At 68.7% G+C, this 18,785-nt stretch carries 17 protein-coding genes and 1 pseudogene; 11 read left to right on the plus strand and 7 right to left on the minus strand.

Translation table 11 applies throughout. The features are described from left to right. The first annotated feature begins 132 nt into the window (after nt 1-132). From HUG10_RS06370 to HUG10_RS06395, 6 genes and pseudogenes are all read left to right on the plus strand, one after another. On the plus strand, nt 133-927 hold the full coding sequence (locus HUG10_RS06370; RefSeq protein ID WP_246310225.1) for a helix-turn-helix transcriptional regulator: 795 nt from the start codon (nt 133-135) through the stop codon (nt 925-927). A gap of 248 nt (nt 928-1,175) precedes the next feature. Continuing rightward, complete coding sequence (locus HUG10_RS06375; protein WP_179168763.1) at nt 1,176-1,781, plus strand: OsmC family protein; 606 nt, start codon at nt 1,176-1,178, stop codon at nt 1,779-1,781. A gap of 13 nt (nt 1,782-1,794) precedes the next feature. After that, nucleotides 1,795-2,565 (plus strand): methyltransferase domain-containing protein, encoded by a 771-nt coding sequence (locus tag HUG10_RS06380; RefSeq protein WP_179168764.1) that lies wholly within the window; start codon nt 1,795-1,797, stop codon nt 2,563-2,565. 408 nt (nt 2,566-2,973) lie between these two features. Further along, nucleotides 2,974-3,357 carry a methylmalonyl-CoA epimerase gene (mce, locus tag HUG10_RS06385; protein ID WP_179168765.1) on the plus strand — a complete coding sequence of 128 codons (384 nt, stop codon included), beginning with the start codon at nt 2,974-2,976 and terminating at the stop codon, nt 3,355-3,357. Between the two features lie 78 nt (nt 3,358-3,435). Continuing rightward, a pseudogene (locus tag HUG10_RS06390) lies at nt 3,436-4,929 on the plus strand (class I adenylate-forming enzyme family protein); the annotation flags it as partial. A gap of 185 nt (nt 4,930-5,114) precedes the next feature. Then, nucleotides 5,115-6,275, plus strand: coding sequence for an acyl-CoA dehydrogenase family protein (locus tag HUG10_RS06395; RefSeq protein WP_179168767.1), 1,161 nt, complete (start codon nt 5,115-5,117; stop codon nt 6,273-6,275). A 175-nt stretch (nt 6,276-6,450) separates the two neighbouring features. On the opposite strand, the gene HUG10_RS06400 is transcribed toward HUG10_RS06395, so the two are convergent. Next, nucleotides 6,451-7,791 (minus strand): MFS transporter, encoded by a 1,341-nt coding sequence (locus HUG10_RS06400; protein WP_179168768.1) that lies wholly within the window; start codon nt 7,789-7,791, stop codon nt 6,451-6,453. A gap of 326 nt (nt 7,792-8,117) precedes the next feature. Here HUG10_RS06400 and HUG10_RS06405 point away from each other — a divergent pair, with 326 nt between their 5' ends. Next, nucleotides 8,118-8,534, plus strand: a complete 417-nt coding sequence (locus HUG10_RS06405) for a ribbon-helix-helix domain-containing protein (protein ID WP_179168769.1) — start codon at nt 8,118-8,120, stop codon at nt 8,532-8,534. 76 nt (nt 8,535-8,610) lie between these two features. Here HUG10_RS06405 and HUG10_RS06410 read toward each other — a convergent pair whose 3' ends face one another. From HUG10_RS06410 to HUG10_RS06425, 4 genes are all read right to left on the minus strand, one after another. Further along, on the minus strand, nt 8,611-9,792 hold the full coding sequence (locus tag HUG10_RS06410) for an ABC transporter permease (protein ID WP_179168770.1): 1,182 nt from the start codon (nt 9,790-9,792) through the stop codon (nt 8,611-8,613). Continuing rightward, a complete protein-coding gene (locus HUG10_RS06415; RefSeq protein ID WP_179168771.1) occupies nt 9,789-10,583 on the minus strand; it encodes an ABC transporter ATP-binding protein in 795 nt (264 codons plus the stop codon). The genes HUG10_RS06410 and HUG10_RS06415 overlap by 4 nt, the downstream gene beginning before the upstream one ends. 1 nt (nt 10,584) lies before the next feature. After that, complete coding sequence (locus tag HUG10_RS06420; RefSeq protein ID WP_179168772.1) at nt 10,585-11,760, minus strand: COG1361 family protein; 1,176 nt, start codon at nt 11,758-11,760, stop codon at nt 10,585-10,587. A 131-nt stretch (nt 11,761-11,891) separates the two neighbouring features. Beyond that, on the minus strand, nt 11,892-12,146 hold the full coding sequence (locus HUG10_RS06425) for a hypothetical protein (protein ID WP_179168773.1): 255 nt from the start codon (nt 12,144-12,146) through the stop codon (nt 11,892-11,894). Nucleotides 12,147-12,271: 125 nt separating this feature from the next. On the opposite strand from HUG10_RS06425, the gene HUG10_RS06430 reads away from it, so the two are divergent. The 3 genes from HUG10_RS06430 to HUG10_RS06440 all read left to right on the plus strand — a co-directional run bounded on the left by HUG10_RS06430 (nt 12,272) and on the right by HUG10_RS06440 (nt 15,944). Beyond that, nucleotides 12,272-13,693, plus strand: coding sequence for an FAD-dependent oxidoreductase (locus tag HUG10_RS06430; RefSeq protein WP_179168774.1), 1,422 nt, complete (start codon nt 12,272-12,274; stop codon nt 13,691-13,693). Between the two features lie 74 nt (nt 13,694-13,767). Next, on the plus strand, nt 13,768-14,061 hold the full coding sequence (locus tag HUG10_RS06435; RefSeq protein WP_179168775.1) for a UPF0058 family protein: 294 nt from the start codon (nt 13,768-13,770) through the stop codon (nt 14,059-14,061). Between the two features lie 47 nt (nt 14,062-14,108). Continuing rightward, a complete protein-coding gene (locus HUG10_RS06440; RefSeq protein ID WP_179168776.1) occupies nt 14,109-15,944 on the plus strand; it encodes a DNA mismatch repair protein in 1,836 nt (611 codons plus the stop codon). A 76-nt stretch (nt 15,945-16,020) separates the two neighbouring features. Here HUG10_RS06440 and HUG10_RS06445 read toward each other — a convergent pair whose 3' ends face one another. After that, nucleotides 16,021-16,386, minus strand: coding sequence for a DUF7521 family protein (locus tag HUG10_RS06445; protein ID WP_179168777.1), 366 nt, complete (start codon nt 16,384-16,386; stop codon nt 16,021-16,023). Beyond that, the gene (locus tag HUG10_RS06450) at nt 16,383-16,808 is read right to left on the minus strand and encodes a winged helix-turn-helix domain-containing protein (protein WP_179168778.1); all 426 of its coding nucleotides are present in this window, start codon (nt 16,806-16,808) and stop codon (nt 16,383-16,385) included. The genes HUG10_RS06445 and HUG10_RS06450 overlap by 4 nt, the downstream gene beginning before the upstream one ends. Before the next feature lie 295 nt (nt 16,809-17,103). Between HUG10_RS06450 and HUG10_RS06455 the strand changes: the two genes are divergently transcribed. Beyond that, nucleotides 17,104-18,681, plus strand: a complete 1,578-nt coding sequence (locus HUG10_RS06455) for an alkaline phosphatase family protein (RefSeq protein ID WP_179168779.1) — start codon at nt 17,104-17,106, stop codon at nt 18,679-18,681. The last annotated feature ends 104 nt before the right edge of the window (nt 18,682-18,785 follow it).

An 18,785-nucleotide genomic window follows, 5' to 3' on the forward strand; every position in this document is an offset into this window, starting at 1 on the left:
GTACTGCGTTTATCGGAATTTAGCAGACACCTCGGCGAATCTACTACCGAGCGTCGCGTGAGAGGACATAATTGTTTTCACGATCCTTAGCGTACCCCTGTTATGAGATTTGTTAACATGGAACACCGTAATATGGGATCGGCGATCGTCGACATAGCGTATCTCGCGCGGTCCGAACATCGCGTCCCGACGCTCGTCGCACTGACGGAACGACCCCGTAGCCGCTCCGAACTCTGCGAGTTGGCCGGGGTTTCGTCTTCCACGATGCGCCGGACGCTGGACGAATTCGACGACCGGCTCTGGATCCGCAAAGACGGGTATCAGTACGTGGCGACACGACTGGGAGAGGCTATCGCATCCGGGATGGGGGATTTGATCGAACGAGTCGAAACCGAGCGAAAGTTGCGTCATGTCTGGCACTGGCTCCCCGACGCGATCAGCGAGTTTCCGTTCGAGACGTGGTCGGAACTGACCGTAACCGTCGCCGAACCCGATGCTCCGTATCGTCCGGTGGGTCGATTCGAGTCGCTTCTCCGGGAGACGGCCACCTTACGGTTTCTCCGCCCTGAAGTCGCGCTGATGGATCCGTGTTTCGACGTGCTCCACCAACTGATCGAGGAGGGTCTAGACACGACGTTGATCGACCGACCGGAGTGCCACACGTACTTTCTTTCGACGTACCCGAATCGCAGCTCGGAGATGATGCAACGGGATAACTTCACGATTCTAGAGCACGACGACCTCTCTCCGTACGGAATTGGTCTGCTCGACGAACGCGTCACGATCAGTTGTTACGATCAGGACAGTGGAACGGTACGTGCATTGGTCGATACCGACGCGCCGGCGGTCCGCGAGTGGGCGAAGTCCGTCTACGAAACTTACAGGTCTGGTGCACGCCCCGTTGAACCGCAAAAGAACATCGGGTAAGGTTCCCTGCGACCTGATTTGGCCTGGTACATTCCACTCACGTTTCGCCCGATCTCGAGACGTAGTGACTCACGTGACGTGGTCGGACTCGACGAGCGCCGGATTGCAGTTGGTGGTTCTTTTGCAGTGGATGCGTGAACGGCAGGAGCTGCCGAACCTCCACGAAATAGCTACAATACACTCATCTTCGTAACTGCTTTTGCCGGTTGGAGACACAAACGTAGCTCCAACTGGGGAGAGACACAACAATGACTGACGAACGACAACTGTCGCACGGTATCGACCTCGAAACACTCGAAGGGTTCGCCGCACACGCTGCGGAGAATCCCGAAGCCGTCCACTTTGGCCTCGGGGCATCCGCGACCTACGAGGGGACGGCCGCGCACAGCCTGGCGAAAGTCGATAGCTACGAGCTCGGAGGCGAGACGATCACTCGTGAAACACGCGAGTACACGATTCCCTACGGCGCCTGGAAGGAAGTACTGGACGCCGGCGGGTGGGTCGGCGGGACCGACCGGCTCGAACCGATAGAAGCGGCGTTGTCGGCGCTGGCCGCTTGTATCAACGTCGGCATCACCATCAACGCCGCCGCGAACGGCGTGGATATCGACCACCTCCAGACGCGCGTCCGGACTGATTTCGATCCAGCGGTTCTCTTCAGTCTCGAGGAACTCCGAGAGGCCGACTCGGTCTTCGAGAACCTCTCCGCCGAGGTCGAGATCGACGGCGAGGATCTCGATCGGGACCTGATCGACGAGTGGGCGCGGCGGGCACCCGTCTACACGTTCGTCTCCCTCGCTCAGGACGTCGATATGACCATCAACGCGCCCGCCGAGGTGGCGGGCGACGACTGACTGGTGACCACCGATGAGTGAATCACTCGACACGGACAAACTCGAACGTGAGGTCAAGTCGATGTACCGGGACGTCGCTGAGTCCGCTGACGCGGAGTTCCACTTCGAGACGGGCCGCGACCTCGCCGACCGCCTCGGCTACGACCCCGACGATCTCGAGTACGTTCCCGACCCGGCGATCGACTCGTTTGCGGGTGTCGGCTACTACTTCGACATGGTCGAGCTCGAGCCAGGCGAGGCAGTGCTCGACCTCGGTAGCGGGTCGGGAATGGACGCCTTCGTCGCTGGGGTGCATGTCACAGAGACCGGCACAGTGACAGGTATCGATATGACCGACGAGCAGGTCGAGAAGGCTCGCACCCTAGCAGCGGCCAACGGCTTCCACAACGTCGAGTTCCGCCGAGGGTACATCGAGAACCTTCCGTTCGAGGACGGATCGTTCGACGCGGTGATCTCGAACGGCGTTATCAACCTCTCGGCGGAGAAGGATCGTGTCTTCGAAGAGGTAAGCCGCGTGCTCAAGCCCGACGGTCGGTTAGCACTCTCGGACATCATCAGCGAGCAGCGACTGTCTGAGAGCATTAAAACCAACGCAGACCTCTGGGCGGCCTGTATCGGCGGCGCCGAACAGGTCGACGACTACACGGCGATGATCGAAACACCTGGCTTCAAACTCATCGAAGTCCGGGACAACTCGCAGTACGAGTTCACCTCACAACAGGCGCAGGGCGCGTGCCAGAAGTACGGCGTGAAAAGCATCTCGCTCGTCGCTCGAAAGCGCTAATCTCTATTTTAATCCAATAGATCCACTTCGTATGTAATGCCGCCACCATGTCGCATAGATTCTCTACATTCGGCAACCCATTCTGGCCAGGGTGAGTAGTATTCACCAGTTCTCGTTCGGCTCAGCGAGGGGTTCGACAAAGCTGAGTCTCCTGCGTCTGTAGCAATCCGGCTGACCGACCCCGGAGGTGCCCCTCGTTGACGTGACGCCGGTTCGGACGAAAGGAGACTGACCGCGACTGCTAATCCAATGAAACGCCACGGACCTCCCTTACCTCGGAGGACGCTCCTCGCTCATCCCTCGCGCACCTTGGCCGCACACGAGGCGCGGCCGCCGCGGGCCACCGCACAACCCGCAGCCGAATCGCATCCCACCCCAGTTTAGACCCCTCCGCGCCACGGTACGACCATGCACCTCGACCACGTCGGCATCGCAACCGACGACGCCGCGGCCCTCGCAGAACTGTTCACCGACCTCCTCGGCGCGAGCGTCGCCCACGAGGAGGAGTTCGACGGGATGGGCGTCGTCTTCCTCGAACTGGGCGACTCGTACCTCGAACTGCTCGAACCGCTAGACGATGGGACCATCGCGCGGTACGTCGAGGAGAACGGACCGGGTATCCACCACCTCGCGTTCGCGGCCGAGGACGTCGAGTCCGCGCTGGGTCGGGCGCGCGCGCTCGACATCGAACTCGTCGACGACGAGCCCCGCCCGGGCGCCTGGGGTCACGACGTCGCGTTCCTCCACCCGGCGTCGACCGGCGGCGTGCTCGTCGAGTTCGTCGAGCACTGAGCGGCCGGCCCCGGTTCGCGTCGCCCGGCACCGTCGCCAGGCGCAAGAGTAGTAAGGCCCCGGTCCACGTCCCTCGGTATGCGCGACTGGCTCGCCCACCGGGTCGACGCCTCGCCGGACGCCGAGGCGCTAGTCTCGGCGGCGAGCGGCCGGACGTGGAGCTACGAGGACATCGACGACGCCGCGGACTCGATGGCCGAGCGCCTGGCCGGCCTCGGCCTCGCCCCGGGCGACCACCTCGCCGTCGTGACGGAGCCCCGCACGGAGTACGTCACGCTCGTTCACGCGGCGATGCGGCTCGGCGTTCGGCTCGTTCCGCTGGGCCACGAACTCACCCCCGCGGAGCTCCGTCCGCGGCTGGACACCGCCGCCCCGACGCTCCTCCTCTGCGGGAGCGAGACCGAGGGGGCTGCCGTCGAGGCGAGCTCGACAGGGTCGGCGGACGGCGATCCGACGGTCCCGGTCGTCTCGTTCGACGACCCCGACACCGACGCGGTCGCACACCTCCGTCGGGCCGACGCCGAGGCGTTCGACCCGGCGACCTGGGACCGTGGCGATCCCCTCCTGATGCTGTTCACCTCCGGGTCGACCGGCAGCCCGAAGCTCGTGGTGCTCACGATGGGCAACGTCCTGTCCTCCGCCGTCGCGTCCGCGTTCCGACTCGGCGTCGACCCGGACGACCGCTACATGGCCGCGCTGTCGTTCCACCACACCGGCGGTATCATGCCGCTGTACCGCGCGACGCTGTACGGCACGAGCGTCGTCCTCCGGACGGGGTTCGACGCCGGCGGCGTCGCCGACGACGTCCGCGAGTACGACGCGACCGGCATCTCGCTCGTGCCGACGATGCTCCGCCGGATGCTCGACGCGCGCGGGACGCTCTCGGACTCGCTCCGGGTCGTACTGCTCGGCGGCGCGCCCGCATCCGAGGAACTCCTCGAACGCTGTCGTAACTACTCGGTCCCCGTCCACCCGACGTACGGCATGACCGAGACCGCCTCCGGCATCGCCGCCGCCCGCCCGACCGAGGCGTTCGACCGAGTCGGCACCGTCGGTCGGCCCCTGTTCTGGACCGACCTCCGCGTGGTCGACGCGGACGGCGAGGGGGTTCCCCCGGGCGATGTCGGCGAGTTCGTCGTCTCCGGACCGACGGTCTCGCCCGGCTACTACCGGAACCGGGAGGCGAACGAGACGTCGTTCGTCGACGGCGAGTTACGGACCGGCGACGTGGGATATCGCGACGAGGAGGGGTTCTGCTACGTGCTGAACCGGGTCGACGACCGGATCATCACCGGCGGGGAGAACGTCGATCCCGGCGAGGTGGTCGCAGCCCTGCGCGAACACGCCGACGTCGACGACGCCGCGGTCCTCGGCCTCCCGGACGAGGAGTGGGGCGAACGGGTCGCCGCGCTCGTCGTCCGCTCCGACCCGGACCTGGACGCCGAGGCGGTGACCGAGTTCTGCCGCGACCGCCTCGCCGACTTCAAGCGCCCCCGGACGGTCGCGTTCGCGGAGGAGCTCCCGCGGACCGACTCCGGGACGGTCGAGCGGCCGGCGGTCCGCGAACGACTCGGCGAGGCCGACGAGTAACCCGAACCCGCGGACGGTGCAGGGACATGCATCCGCGCCGCGGACCTGCCGGCCTTCGAACCCCCGGCTCACCACCGGTCCGTTACCAGCCCGGGGAACCGATAAACGACGGACCCGCGGCCCACAGTTCCACGACCGTTAATGGCGCCGGTTCCGTACGTCGGGGCATGGACACCGACCTCGACCTGCTGGAGGAGTCAGTCGTCCCCGAGCACGCCCGCGAGGTGAAGCGCGAGGCGCGGGAGTTCGCCGCCGAGGAGATCGCTCCAGTCGCCGAGGAGCACTTCCGCGAGGGGAGCTACCCGTGGGAGGTGCTCGAAGCCGGGCAGGACGCCGGCCTCGTCGGCCAGGACATCCCCGAGGAGTACGGCGGACGGGGCTTCTCGCTCGCCGAGATGCTGGCCGTCGCCGAGGAGTTCTACCGCGCCGACGCCGGCATCGGGCTCACGCTGATGCTCGCGTCGTTCGGCAACGAACTCGTCTACAAGTACGGCATAGAGGAGCAGTGCGAGGAGTACGTCCGGCCCGTCGCCGAGGGCGAGCAGATCTCCGGGCTCGCGGTCTCGGAGCCGCAAACCGGCTCCGACCTCGCGGGGATGACCACCGCGGCCGAGAAGGTCGACGGCGGCTACGAGCTCACGGGCGAGAAGTACTGGGTCGGTAACGCCGTCGAGGGCGACTGGCTCACCGTCTACGCGAAGACAGGAGATCGCGAGGACCGCTACGGCAACTACTCGCTGTTCATCGTCGAGACCGACCGCGACGGCTACGAAGCCGAGCACATCCCCGAGAAGATGGGGATGCGCGCGTCCAAGCAGGGCCACATCGTCCTCGAGGACTGCTTCGTGCCGGAGGGGAACCTCGTCGGCGCGGAGGGCGGCGGCTTCTACGCGCTGGCGGACTTCTTCAACCACGGCCGGGTCGTCGTCGGCGGCCACGGCCTCGGGCTCGCGGCGGCGGCCATCGAGGAGGCCTGGTCGTTCGTCCACGACCGCGAGGCGTTCGCCCGGAAGCTCTCGGAGTTCCAGTCGGTCCAGCACGACCTCGCGAACATGCGCACGGAGTTCGAGGCCGCGCGGTCGCTGACGTACCGCGCCGCCGAGAAGGTCGAGACCGGGGAGAACGCCGGCCTGTGGGCCGCGATGGCGAAACTGAAGTCGACCGAGACGGCCGTCGACTGCGCCGAGCGCGGCATGCAACTCCACGGCGGGCGCTCGGTTCTCGCCGACCGACGCATCGCCCGGGTGTACCGGGACGTCCGGATCCCGGTCATCTACGAGGGCGCGAACGAGGTCCAGCGCAACCTCGTGTACCGCCAGTCGAACTGACCGGACGGGCCCGTGGGTCCGCGTGCGGCGTTCGACGCGTATCTTCACCGGTGCATTCGACGTGTACCTGTTCCTGGACGCCCGCATCGGGGCGGTCGTCGGCCCGCTTTCCCCTCAATCCTCGATTTCTCTGGCACGACGTGGTTCGAGACGAGCTACTGCGGCCGCGTGCGCCTCAATCAGCCACAGCAGCGTCGCCGAGGGCGCCGTTCTCCTCGGCCGACACGGACCGCTCGAACCCGAGGAGCGCGACGACCATGAGCAGGCAGACGGCGACGAGGATCCCCCACCAGACCCCCGAGTAGCCGTAGTCGAAGAAGACGCCGCCCAGGAACGCGCCGAGGCCCATGCCGAGCCTTTTGGCGATCTCGAGCACCGAGAGCTGCGTCCCCCGCTCGCCGGCCGTCCCGAGCGACGACATCAGCGACGAGGCGAGCGGCGAGTGGAGGATCTCCCCGAGCGTCCGGCACACGAGGTGCCCGCCGACAAGCGCGACGCCGACGAGCACCGGCGCCGCGCCGACATCGGCCCCCCAGGCGACGACCATCGAGAGCCCCCACAGCGCGGCGGAGACGGCGAGCCCCCGGGTCCGCCGCCAGCCGGAGACGGCGTCGACGAGCGGGATCTGCAGCAGGACGATGGTGAGCGGATTCAGGACGAACAGCGTGCCGAGCTGTGCGGCGGTCAGTCCCAGCCCCTCCTTCGCGACCACGGGGACCGTGGTCTGCATCTGGGCGTACATCGCCGCGAAGCCGACGTTGATGGCCGCGAGCGCGAGCACCCGGGGGCGGGTCGCGGCGGCCCACCACCGCGAGAGCGACGAGTCGGACGCCGCGCCAGCGTCGGCTTCGCCGTCGCCGTCCTCCCCCGTTCCACTCCCGCCGTGGACTGCCGGGACGAACAGCAGGAGGATGGCCGCGACGACGGCCGAGGTCGCGCCGTCGAGGAGGAACACGGCCACGTTCGCGACGGAGTAGACGATCCCCCCGACGACGACGCCGGCGCCGAAGCCGACGTTGTTCGCGAACTTCAGGAGCGCGTAGCCGCGGTCGCGCTCGGCGTCGCCCGTCAGGTCCGCGGTCATCGCCGACGCCGCGGGCGTGTATAGCCCGACGACCGCCCCGGAGACGACGCAGACGCCGACGAACGCGACGCCGAGCCGCGAGACGCCGGTCGTCGCCGCGAGCTTCGGCGGGACCGTCACGGCGAGTTCCGGGACGAACGCGAACGCGGCGAGTGCGACGGCCGTCAGCGCCATCGAGGCGACCATCACGGGCTTTCGACCGACGGCGTCGGCGATGTAGCCGCCGACGCCGGTACCGACCGCCGTCGTGACGCTCCGCGCCCCCAGACCGAGGCCGACGACCGAGAGCCCGATGCCGACCTCGAGGTGGAAGTGGACGGTCGCGAACGGGTAGACCAGCCCGGAGCCGAAGACGTTGACCAGCTGGCCGAGGGCGACGACGTAGACCGCGCGGTCGAAGCCACGGACCGCGTCGAGCGACGGACGCTTCACGCCCCGCGGTTCGCGGACCGATCACGTGAACGCCCCGCTTCCGGCACGCCGCGCGGTCGTCCCCCGACGTGTGATTCCCGCTTCGAGTCGCCAGTCCCTCGCGCACCGCCCTGCTCGAACATCCAACGGATGGACCCCTCTGGTTGCGTATTTGACCGGTTTTCTGCCGAACTGCCAACCAGTATTGTTCGGGTTCGGAGAAGACGACGAACGCGTGGAGACGCCTCGAGACGGTCCAGAACGTCGTCTCGACGGGTTGGAGCGACACGGCTTCCCAAACTACTATATCCTTCCACGGATAGGAGCGAACAACAGGAGGTGCAGGTATGGCCAAGGACACCGTTCGGTACCCCGACGCCGTCGTGGACGAGATCGACAGGCTCGTCGAAGACGGCGTGTTCGAGAGCAAGTCGGAGTTCTACCGGTTCTCCGCCGAGTACGTTCTGGCGCTCGTCGACGACGACTGGGAGCCCGAGACGTTCAACTACGGCGAGCTGAAGGACGAACTCGACCTCAAAGACGAACCGGTCCTCCTCGGCGCGGACGGCGGCCGCGACTTCCTCAACGCGGTCATCACCGTCCGGCAGCACGGCCTGCGCAACGACTTCCAGGCGGCCGAGCGGTTCATCGACGAGAACTACGACGCGGCGGACCGCCCCGGGATGATCCTCGAGGAACTCCTCAGGACGTACCGGGGGAGCGGCGACGGCTCCTCCCCGACCGGGACCTCCGGCGGCCCCTGACCACCGGACGCCGCCGATCTGCAACTCCGTTTTTACCCGCCCACCTTCGACGCCGTCCGTTCGCACCTGGTCGAGTTCATCCGCGTAGCGCCTCGACCGGACGCTCCCGGGCCGCCTTCCACGCCGGGTAGAGTCCGCCGAGCATGCTGGCGATGATGCCGAAGACGACCCCCGCCGCGATGTACTGGAGGCCCTGGACAGTGAACGCGAGCGGGTCCTGCAGGAGCGCGTCGTTGATGAGCGCCGTGATGGCGAGCGCGAGCGGGGCGCCGATGAGCGAGCCGACGACGCCGAGCAGCGTCGCCTCCGCGAGGAGGATCCGGAGGATGTCCCCCTTCTCGTAGCCGACCGCGCGGAGCACGCCGATCTCCTCGCGGCGCTCGATGGCCGACATGAGCATCACGTTCGCGATGCTCACGCCGGCGACGAGCAGCGAGATGCCCCCGATGCCGACGAGGAAGAGGTTGATCTGCGCGAACGCCTGGTCGATCTGCTCGGCGACCTGGCCGCGCTCGAACACCTGGATGTTCTCGCGGCGGCCGTTGAACGCCCGGCGGATGTCCTGGGCGGTCGCGTTCGCCTGCCGGGTGTCCTCCGTGCGGACGACCACCTGGACGTACGTGTCCTCCTCGAACTGCTCGGGGGGGAGCACGATCGCGTCGTTCGGCCGCGCGACCGCGGCCTGCCCCTCGTCCTGCAGGACGGCGGCGACGCGGTACGTCTGCTGGACGCTGACCTGCTCGCCGTCGCGGACGACCGTGCGTTCGAGGACGAGCTTGTTGCCCGGCTCCAGCCCGTACTCGTCCGCGAACGACTCGCCGACGAGCGCGTTCTTGCGCCAGTTCCCCGGGACGGACCCCTCGACGACCGTGTACAGCTCGTGGGGCTGCTCGACGCCGTACACCGTGACGCCTCCCGTCGTCTCACCGCGCTCGACCACCTGCGCGTTCTCCTGTTTCAGCGGGATGATCCCGGCGGTCCCGGTGACGCGGTCGATGGTGTCCACGTCCGCCTGTGTCATCGTCTGCGGGTCCTTGTCCGGCCCCGGGAACACCTGGAGGTCCGAGCCGATGGTGCCGATCGTGTCCAGTTGCGCCTCCTTGAACGACACCCCCCCGGCGCCGATGGCGCCGATGGCGACGACGCCGATGACGATAGCGGCGATGGCCAGCGCCGAGCGTGTCCGCGCGCGGGTGAGGTTGCGACGGGCCATGAGGAACGTCGGGAACGTCCCCCACAGGCGCTCGCGGAGCTTCATTCGTCGTCCCCCGCGGACCGGCGGGACCGTTCGACGGTGCCGCCCCCGCGGTCGACGATGTCGGTGTCCTCCACGACCACCTCGCCGTCGATGAGCCGGACGACCCGGTCGGCGAACGCGGCGACGTAGTCGTCGTGGGTGACGGTGACGACGGCGACGCCTTCGCGGGTGATGCGCTCGAACTCGGCGAGGATCTGGTCGCCCGTGTCGCGATCGAGGTTGCCGGTCGGCTCGTCGGCGAGCAGGAGTTCGGGGTCGTTGACGAGCGAGCGGGCGATGGCGACGCGCTGTTTCTGCCCGCCCGACAGCTCGTCGGGGTAGTGGTCCATGCGGTCGCCGAGGCCGACCCGTTCGAGCAGGTCGGTCGCGCGCTCGCGGGTCTTCCCGGGCGTGCGGTCGAGCAGTCGCGGCACCTCGACGTTCTCGCGGGCGGTGAGCGTCGAGATGAGGTAGAAGTTCTGGAACACGAAGCCGATGACCTCCTTCCGCTGCCGGGTCCGCTCCGTGTCGCTGAACGTCGCCACGTCCGTCCCCTTGAGGGTGACGAGGCCGCTCGTGGGGACGTCGAGGAGCCCGAGCACGTTCAGGAGGGTCGACTTCCCGGAGCCGGAGGGGCCGACGATGGCGACGAACTCGCCGGGGTCGATGTGGAAGTCGATCCCCTTCAGCGCGCGGACGGTCTCGCCGCCCGTCACGTACTCCTTGACCACGTCGGTCCCCTCGATGACCGCGCCGTCGCGGTCGACTCCGTCGCTCCCGTTCGTCCGGTCGGAGACGTCGGCGTCCGCCATGTTACCGCCGCCAGAGGAAGACGCCGACCGCCGCGAGCACGAGCGCCGCCCCGACCAGCATCGGGAGGCTCGGCCCGCCGCCGCCGGACGACTGGGGTTCGGGCGTGGCCTGCCCGGCGTCGCCGACGGGCACGTCCGCCACGTACGAGCGCTCGACGCCGTCGACGACGTACTCAACGGTGATCGGGACCGACTCGGTGCCGTCGGCCACCTCCGCGTTCAGCGTGAACGAGACGAAGTCGCTGCCCTCGACGGTGCCGACGAAGTAGTCGGGCTGGGGCTGGGCGGCCGAGACCCCGTCGCCCTCGGCGACGCTCACGATAACGCTCTCGACGGCGTTCGAGCCCACGTTCGCCGCGCTACCCGAGAGGGTGAGGACACCGTCCTCGCGCTCGGCGTTGACGCCGCTGAGGCGGATGCGTCCGGGGTTCTGCGGCTCGGTGAAGTCGCCGCTGAAGCTCCGCGACACCCGGCGGCGCTCGCCGTCCTGGGTGTAGCGCAAGGTGACCTCGACGGGGTACCGGCCGGTCTCGGCGGCCGTCGCCGGGAACGTGAACGTCGCGTCCTCGTCGGGGCCGAGGACGGACCGAACGCGGGCGCTCGTGGAGAATGTCAGTTCGTCGGCGGGGGAGGAGACGGTGAGATCGAGCTGGCGGACCGACTCGTTCAGCCCGTTCGAGACGGTGACGTTGACCGGGCGCTTCGCGCCGGCGACCGCCTCCTCGACGTTGAGTTCGAGCTGCGGGTGCGGCTCGCGCACCGTCACGCCGATCGGCTGGACGATCCGCCGCCGGTCGCCGTCCGTCTCGAGGACGTTGACGTGGACGTAGATCGTGTGTCGGCCCGTCTCGTTCACCATCGGGCGGACGGTGAACTCGCGGGCGTCGCCGGGCCGGATGCGCTCGGAGACGTCCAGCTCCTCGATCTCGTCGGAGGACCGGTTCCTGCCCTCCCGGATCACGACGTCGGTGACGATGTAGTCGTTGCTACTGTCCTCCGCGTTCGTCACCGTGACGTTCACTGGGAACTCGGTCTCTGGAACCACGTCGTCGGTCCCGACGCTCGCGGTCACCGCGAGAAATCCGTCGGCCGCGACCGGGGCCGTCAGGCCGGCGAGGACGACCAGCGCCGCCAGGAGGGCGCGAGGGACCGGACCAGAGGGTAAACTGGGGGACATTTTCGCCTAACTCCTTCCACTACGACATGAAATACCTGCCGGGATTGATTGAACGTTCAGGTAGAGCCCTGCCCGGGCCGTGCAGGCAGGAACGAGATCCCTGGGAACGGGACGCGGTGGCACAGTGGGGATTACTCGCGACGTCGGCGTCCCACCGCGTCGTCCTCCGGGAACTCGTCCCGGAGCGACTCCATCGTTCGCCGGCCGCCGACCCAGAGCAGGGGGAACGCGACGACCATCAGGGCGAGGAGCGCGAACGAGTAGCCGACGGTGCCGACGAACGGCAGCCCCGGAGCCACGGACGGGAGCGCCGTGAGCGCGAGCAGTACGAACAGGGTCGCCACGGCGACGACGATGTAGACGAGCCCCCTCGTCCGGTCGTGCATGGCGGTAGCTTCGGGTCGGTCGGCAAAAACCCCGCGGCGACGACTGGTGTCGCCCCGTCCGCGGCGAATCGGCGGACGTGGACGGGAGGCGAGACGTTATCCGGGGGCCGTTCGTTGTCATCCGCATGTCCGATCCGTTCGTCGTCGTCGGAGGGGACGCGGCCGGGCTCAGCGCGGCCAGCAAGTGCGCCCGCGAGTCCGAGCGGGACGTCGTCGTGTTCGAGCGCGGCCGCTGGGTCTCCTACGCCCACTGCGGCACGCCGTACTACGTGAAGGGCGAGGTCGACGACCTCGTCGACCTCACGTCGCTCTCCCCCGCTGAGATCGAGGAGCGCGGGATCGACCTCCGCCGGGACCACGAGGTGATCGGGATCGACACGGAGGGGAGGACCGTGACGGTCCGCGGCGGGGGTGCGGAGTTCGAGCAGCCCTACGGTGACCTCCTCGTGGCGACCGGCGCGACCGCGGCGGTCCCGTTCCCCGGGGTTGAACTCGCGGGGGCGTTCACGCTCCACCACATGGACTCCGCGGCGGCGATCCGCGCGTTCCTGGAGGAGCCCGGGAGCGTCGACCCGGCCACGGTCGGCGACGGCTTCACCGACGAGGCGCTGGTGCGGCGGTATGCCGAGCGCGACCCGCCCGAACGTGCCGTCATCGTCGGCGGCGGCTACGTGGGCGTCGAACTTGCTGAGGCGTTCTCCGCCTGGGATCTCAACGTCCACGTCTTCCAGCGCGGCGAGCGGCTGCTCAAGCCGTTCGGCGAGGCGGTCGGCGACGCCGTCGCGACGGAACTCCGCGAGCGGGGCGTCACGCTCCACCTCGACACGCCGGTCGAGCGGCTCCGCGGCGACGGGGAACTGGAGGCGGTCGTCTGCGGCGACGAGGAGCTGGAGACGACACTCGCCGTCGTCGGGGTCGGGGTCGAACCGGCGTCGGACCTCGCGGCCGAGGCGGGGATCGACCTCGGCGCGTCGGGCGCCGTCGCGGTCGACGAGTACGGCGAGACGTCCGCCGACAACGTCTACGCGGCCGGCGACTGCGCCGAGGACACCAACGCCGTAACGGGCGAATCGGCCTGGGTCCCGCTCGGCCTGACGGCGAACCGAGCGGGTCGGGCCATCGGCGCGACCGTCGCGGGCGACCCGACGCCGGTCGGGAACGTCGCCGGCACGGCGGTCGTGAAGGCGTTCGAGCAGGAGTGCGGGCGCGTCGGTATCATCGACCACGACCACGCCCGCGAGGCCGGGTTCGAACCGGTGAGCGAGACGATCACCGCCGGCTCGCGGTCGGGGTACTACCCCGGCAACGCCGACACGACCGTGACGCTGTGTGCCGACCGAGAGTCCGGCCGGCTACTCGGCGGCGCCATCGTCGGCACCGACCGCGCGGCGGTGCGCATCGACACGGTCGCGACGGCACTGGAGGCGGGGATGACCGTGGCCGAGGTGGAACGGCTCGACCTCGCGTACGCGCCGCCGTTCTCCCCCGTCTGGGACCCGGTGCTCGTCGCCGCAAAGGTGCTGAACGGGACGCTCGAGGACGGGTGACCCGCAGGGGCTTCGGAGCCGAAAATCGGCCCGAGCAAGCCCCTTAGGTGCCTCCAGCACGTAGCACGCGTACTATGCGAAAGAACGAACTCATCCACCTCCACGCGCTCCTGGACTGCGTCCGGACGAACCTCGACGAGCGCGGGGAGCGGGAGGGGTCGACGGACCGAATGAGGGAGTACGAGGCGCTCGGCGTCAGGCCGATGACGGTCAGGGCGACCCGCCGGGAACACGAGGAGGCGACCCTGGCGCTCGCGCGGGCGCTCGGGGGATCGCTCGACGACCCGGGCGGGACCGAGGGACACCCGGAGGAGGACGAGGCGGACCGGTCGGAGGGTCCCGGCGAACCCGAACGCCAGCCGGCCTGAGCTGACGGACCGGTAGCGACAAAGGCCCGCCTGTCCACCGGGCGGGTATGCGACTGGAGGACTACTGGGGCGTCGGACCGAAGACGGCCGAGACGCTCCGGGGGACGCTCGGCGAGGAACGCGCGATCTCCGCCATCGAATCGGCGGACGTCGCCGCGCTGGCCGACGCGGGGGTGTCGCGCGGACGGGCGACCTGGGTGCTCCGCCGGGCGAACGGCGAGGCCGGGATGGACCTGTTCGGCACCGCGGACGCCCGCAACGTCTACGACCGCCTGCTGACGCTCGCCGCCGAGTTCGCCGTCACCGAGCACGCCGCCGACCGGGTCCGCGTGCTCACACCGCTCACCGACCCCGCGGACCGACGGGACCGCCTCGACGACGTGCTCGAGGCCCGCGACGCCTGGATCGGTCTCGACGACGAGGAGCGCGAGGCGGTGCTCGACGCGTTCCGCGAGTTCGACGAGGCCGGCGGCACGGACACGGCGGCCGTCCGGACGGCGCTGGCGCTCAGGGCGGCCGGGTTGCGCGGCGGGACCTTCGCCGCCCTGGAGGACATCGACGAGGACGCGCTGCGCGAGGCCGGCGAGGCCCTCGCGGCGTTCTCCGGGACGTTCGACCAGTCGGGGGAGGACGGCGGGTCCGGGGAGATCGCCGAGGGCGCCGACGAGCGACTCGACCGCCTGCGCGAACAACGTGACGCGGCCCGTGAGCTAGAGGACTCCGCGTTCGACGTCATCGAGACGATCAGGGAGCGGGGCGTCCGCGACGCCGACGCGTTCCGCTCGACCGTCGTGGAGTACGTCGCGAGCGAGACCGACCTGACCCGCGGCCGTGTCGAGTCGGCGGCGCCGGACGGCGCCGTCGACTCGGCCGACTTCGTGAGCGCGACGCTCCGCGGGCTCGCGTCCGACCTCGACGCCGACGTGGCAGAGCACGAGGCCGAGGTCCGGGCGGAGCTCGAGGCGGCGGTCGAGGAGGCCGGCGGCGACGTCGACGCCGCCGTGACGGCCGTGAGCGACATCGCGTTCCTCCTCTCGCTCGCGCGGTTCGCGGTGGAGTACGACCTGACCCGGCCGGTACTCGACGGCGACGGGACTGACGGCGACAGCGAGAACGGGGACGCGGGTGACGGCGGTGAGGGCGGCGTGGGAGGTCGGGTCGATGGCGTGGCGGTCGACGGCGCGCGGAACCTGTTCCTCGCGGGCGACGTCCAGCCGGTGACGTACGCGGTCGGCGACCACGGCCTCGACATCGACGCCCCGTCTGGCGACCGCGTGACGGTGCTCACCGGGGCGAATTCCGGCGGGAAGACGACGCTGCTGGAGACGCTGTGTCAGGTGACCGTGCTCGCCTCGATGGGGCTGCCGGTCCCGGCCGAGGCCGCGGAGGTCGGGAGCTTCGACACGGTCGTCTTCCACCGGCGGCACGCCTCGTTCAACGCAGGCGTGCTGGAGGCGACGCTGAAGTCGATCGTCCCGCCGCTGTCGGGCGAGGGTCGGACGCTGATGCTCGTCGACGAGTTCGAGGCCATCACAGAACCGGGCAGGGCCGCGGACCTGCTGAACGGCCTCGTGGAGCTGACTGTGGACCGCGGCGCGCTCGGCGCGTACGTCACCCACCTCGCCGACGACCTGAGCCCCCTTCCGGACGTGGCCCGCGTGGACGGCATCTTCGCGGAGGGGCTGACGAACGACCTGAAGCTCCGGGTCGACTACCAGCCCCGGTTCGGCACCGTCGGGAAGTCGACGCCGGAGTTCATCGTCTCCCGGCTCGTCGCCAACTCGTCGGACCGCTCGGAGAAGGCCGGCTTCCAGAAGCTCGCGTCCGCCGTCGGCGAGGAAGCCGTCCAGCGGACGCTCTCCGACGCCGACTGGTCCGGGTGAACACCCTCCGCAACCTGCCCGTTGGTGTCCGGGTCCCGTACCTCGGTCCTGGGCGCTCGGCCCGACGCGGATCGGATCAGGGACTCTTCCCGTCCCCGAAATCGTAGACGTCGGCCGACACGCGCTTGAATCCCGCGTTGAAACTGTAGATCGAGTAGAGGAGCAGCGCGAGTCCGATCGTGATCAGCGTTCCCTCCATGATCTGTAGTTCGAGGAGTTCGCGACCGCTGACGGAGTAGTCCCCCTTGATCCAGATCTGGTACACGGGGGCGAGGACGCCGCCGATCGTGATCAGCAGGAAGCCGAGCGTCGAGTTGCGGAACGCGGGCCTCCCGCCGCTCGACCGGTACGCCAGGTAGCTCAGCCCCGTGATACCGATGCCGACGCTGAACTGGAGGACGTTCGCCACGAGGAACACGCCGAGTCGGGCCAGTTCGCTCATGTGGTCGATACGTCGTCGCGCACGCTGGGGCGGTCGCCCCGCTCGGGGGAGTCGACGCCGGCGTCCGGCCTTCCCCCCTCGAACTCGGACCAGAACGCCTCGAAGCGATCCGTGAGGTCCCGTCTCAGGTCGACGTCGACGGTGAACCGTCCGTCCTCGATCTCGAACTCGACCCGGTGCAGGCTCGTCTCGAACGTGCGATAATGGTTCCCGCGCTCGTCGATCCGTCGGCGTTCCTTCACGAGGTCGTGCTCGCCCAGTTCGTCCAGCCGACGGTACACGGTCGGCGGCGTGACGTCCAGTTCGTCGACGAGTACCGTCGCCGAGACCGGCGAGTCGTTCGCCAGAAGCAGGATCCGCCTACTGAGCGAGTCACCGAACACGTCGAACAGGTTCCTCGGATTCCACACCTTGTCTCCCATCTCCGCCGAGATTACCGACGAACCGGCATTGTTACTCACCGGTTTCCCGCACTCGAATCGCCCGACGATGCCGGAACAGGCCGAATCGGTATCTCGCTTCGAAGCCGGCTTCCGACGCGGTTTCGCGTTTACGCTCTCCTTTACTGGGAACTGCTTTCAATACGCGTTGAGCGGTATTACGATCACGTCGTCGGGGGTTCCCAATCGAGACCTCCCGACGGACAATCAGCAATGAGTCCGACACTACCGGAACTGAACCGGCGCTTCGGGGACAGTGCGAGGGGTGGCAAGTAGGATGACACGAACGCAGAACGCCGTCGTGATCGGGCTCGACGGTGTGCCCTGGAACCTCGTCGAGCGCTGGAGCGAAGCTGGCGAACTGCCGACGTTCGCCCGACTGATCGAGGAGGGGGCGGCCGGCGGGCTCGAGAGTACCACCCCCGCCTCGACTCCCCTCGCGTGGCCCTCGATCGCCACGGGGACCTGGCCCGACAAGCACGGGCTCTACTGGTTCCGCGGGCTGGAGGGCGACTACACCCACCGGATGAACACGAGCCACGACCTGACGCAGCCGACGCTGTGGGAGATGCTCGACTCGGCCGTCGTCGGGAACGTGCCGATGACGTACCCGGCGAAGGAGATCGACGGGCGGCTCGTCACCGGGATGATGACCGCGTCGCGGGACGAGGGGTTCACCCACCCGTCGGCGCTCGCCACGGAGATCGAGGAGCGGATCCCGGAGTACGAGGTGGGGCTCGACTGGTCCGAGTACGGCGACGACCCGGCGGAGTTCGTCGACGAACTGGACGGCATGGTCGACGCCCGCGTCGACCTGATGGAACTGCCCATGGAAGAGGGGGACCCTCGCCTGTTCTTCTTCGTCTACACCGCGCCCGACCGACTCCAGCACCTGGTCTGGGACGAGGACGTGCTGCTCGACCACTACCGCCGCCTGGACGACGCCCTCGCCACCGCTCTCGACTACGCCGATCGGCGGTCGGCGAACCTCTTCGTCGTCTCCGATCACGGCTTCGGTGAGGTGTCCACCATCGTCGCCGTGAACCGGATCCTCGAGCGGAAGGGGTATCTCACCCGACGGGAGAACACCGGGACGCGCGGACTGCTGGAGCGAGTCGGGCTCACGAAGAGGAGCGTTCGGTCCTGGATCGATCGCATGGGGATCGACGAGGATCAGCTCATCGAGTCGGTCCCGCAAGCGTTCGTCGACATGGCGAGCCTCCAGATCCCGGGCGAGCGCGCCCTCTACGACGTGAACTACGAGGAGACGACGGCGTTCGTCCACGGCGAGGGGTGTCTCTACGTCAACGACACCGAACGGTTCGAGAGCGGCACGGTCGAACCGGAGTCGGTCCCGCGGGTGAAACGGGAACTCCGGGAGCTGCTCTCGAGCGTCGAGGACCCGGACACGGGGACGGCGGTGCTCGAGGTGCACGACGGCGACGACCTGTTCCCCGGGGACGACGGTTCGCCCGACCTGATCGTCGAGGCCGACGACGGGTACGAGGTGCAGACGCCCCTCACCGACGAGGAGTTCTACTCGACGGGGGCGAAAGCGGCCAGCCACCGGAGCGAGGGGATCCTCCTCGCCCGGGGGCCGGACGTTGAACCGGGAAGCGTGCCGGACGGGGCGACCGTCGTCGACGTTGCCCCGACGATCCTCCACCTCTGTGGAGAGCCGATCCCCGCGGCCACCGACGGTCGGGTGCTCTCCGAGATCGTCGCCTCCGACTCCCCCGCGGCCGACGCACAGATCGAGACACGACGGTACAGCGGTGCGGAGGCCGGCATCGACCCAGACAGCGACGTCGAGTCCGTGGAGCGGCGCCTCCAGGGACTCGGCTACATCGAGTGACCGGGCTCGAACGCGGTCCGCCGGACGCCCCGGACGCGTGGAGTATCACGGACGGCGAGGCGACGACCGGTGCCATCCCGGGCGCCGCGAGAACGAGCAGCGAG

Origin of the sequence: Halorarum halophilum (assembly GCF_013401515.1) — an archaeon.
GTDB classification, from domain to species: domain Archaea; phylum Halobacteriota; class Halobacteria; order Halobacteriales; family Haloferacaceae; genus Halorarum; species Halorarum halophilum.

Coding starts and splice junctions, on each gene's coding strand:
- HUG10_RS06370 (WP_246310225.1), top strand. CDS start 133: ATGGGATCGGCGATCGTCGACATAGCGTATCTCGCGCGGTCCGAACAT.
- HUG10_RS06375 (WP_179168763.1), top strand. CDS start 1,176: ATGACTGACGAACGACAACTGTCGCACGGTATCGACCTCGAAACACTC.
- HUG10_RS06380 (WP_179168764.1), top strand. CDS start 1,795: ATGAGTGAATCACTCGACACGGACAAACTCGAACGTGAGGTCAAGTCG.
- mce (WP_179168765.1), top strand. CDS start 2,974: ATGCACCTCGACCACGTCGGCATCGCAACCGACGACGCCGCGGCCCTC.
- HUG10_RS06395 (WP_179168767.1), top strand. CDS start 5,115: ATGGACACCGACCTCGACCTGCTGGAGGAGTCAGTCGTCCCCGAGCAC.
- HUG10_RS06405 (WP_179168769.1), top strand. CDS start 8,118: ATGGCCAAGGACACCGTTCGGTACCCCGACGCCGTCGTGGACGAGATC.
- HUG10_RS06410 (WP_179168770.1), bottom strand. CDS start 9,792: ATGAAGCTCCGCGAGCGCCTGTGGGGGACGTTCCCGACGTTCCTCATG.
- HUG10_RS06415 (WP_179168771.1), bottom strand. CDS start 10,583: ATGGCGGACGCCGACGTCTCCGACCGGACGAACGGGAGCGACGGAGTC.
- HUG10_RS06420 (WP_179168772.1), bottom strand. CDS start 11,760: ATGTCCCCCAGTTTACCCTCTGGTCCGGTCCCTCGCGCCCTCCTGGCG.
- HUG10_RS06425 (WP_179168773.1), bottom strand. CDS start 12,146: ATGCACGACCGGACGAGGGGGCTCGTCTACATCGTCGTCGCCGTGGCG.
- HUG10_RS06430 (WP_179168774.1), top strand. CDS start 12,272: ATGTCCGATCCGTTCGTCGTCGTCGGAGGGGACGCGGCCGGGCTCAGC.
- HUG10_RS06435 (WP_179168775.1), top strand. CDS start 13,768: ATGCGAAAGAACGAACTCATCCACCTCCACGCGCTCCTGGACTGCGTC.
- HUG10_RS06440 (WP_179168776.1), top strand. CDS start 14,109: ATGCGACTGGAGGACTACTGGGGCGTCGGACCGAAGACGGCCGAGACG.
- HUG10_RS06445 (WP_179168777.1), bottom strand. CDS start 16,386: ATGAGCGAACTGGCCCGACTCGGCGTGTTCCTCGTGGCGAACGTCCTC.
- HUG10_RS06450 (WP_179168778.1), bottom strand. CDS start 16,808: ATGGGAGACAAGGTGTGGAATCCGAGGAACCTGTTCGACGTGTTCGGT.
- HUG10_RS06455 (WP_179168779.1), top strand. CDS start 17,104: ATGACACGAACGCAGAACGCCGTCGTGATCGGGCTCGACGGTGTGCCC.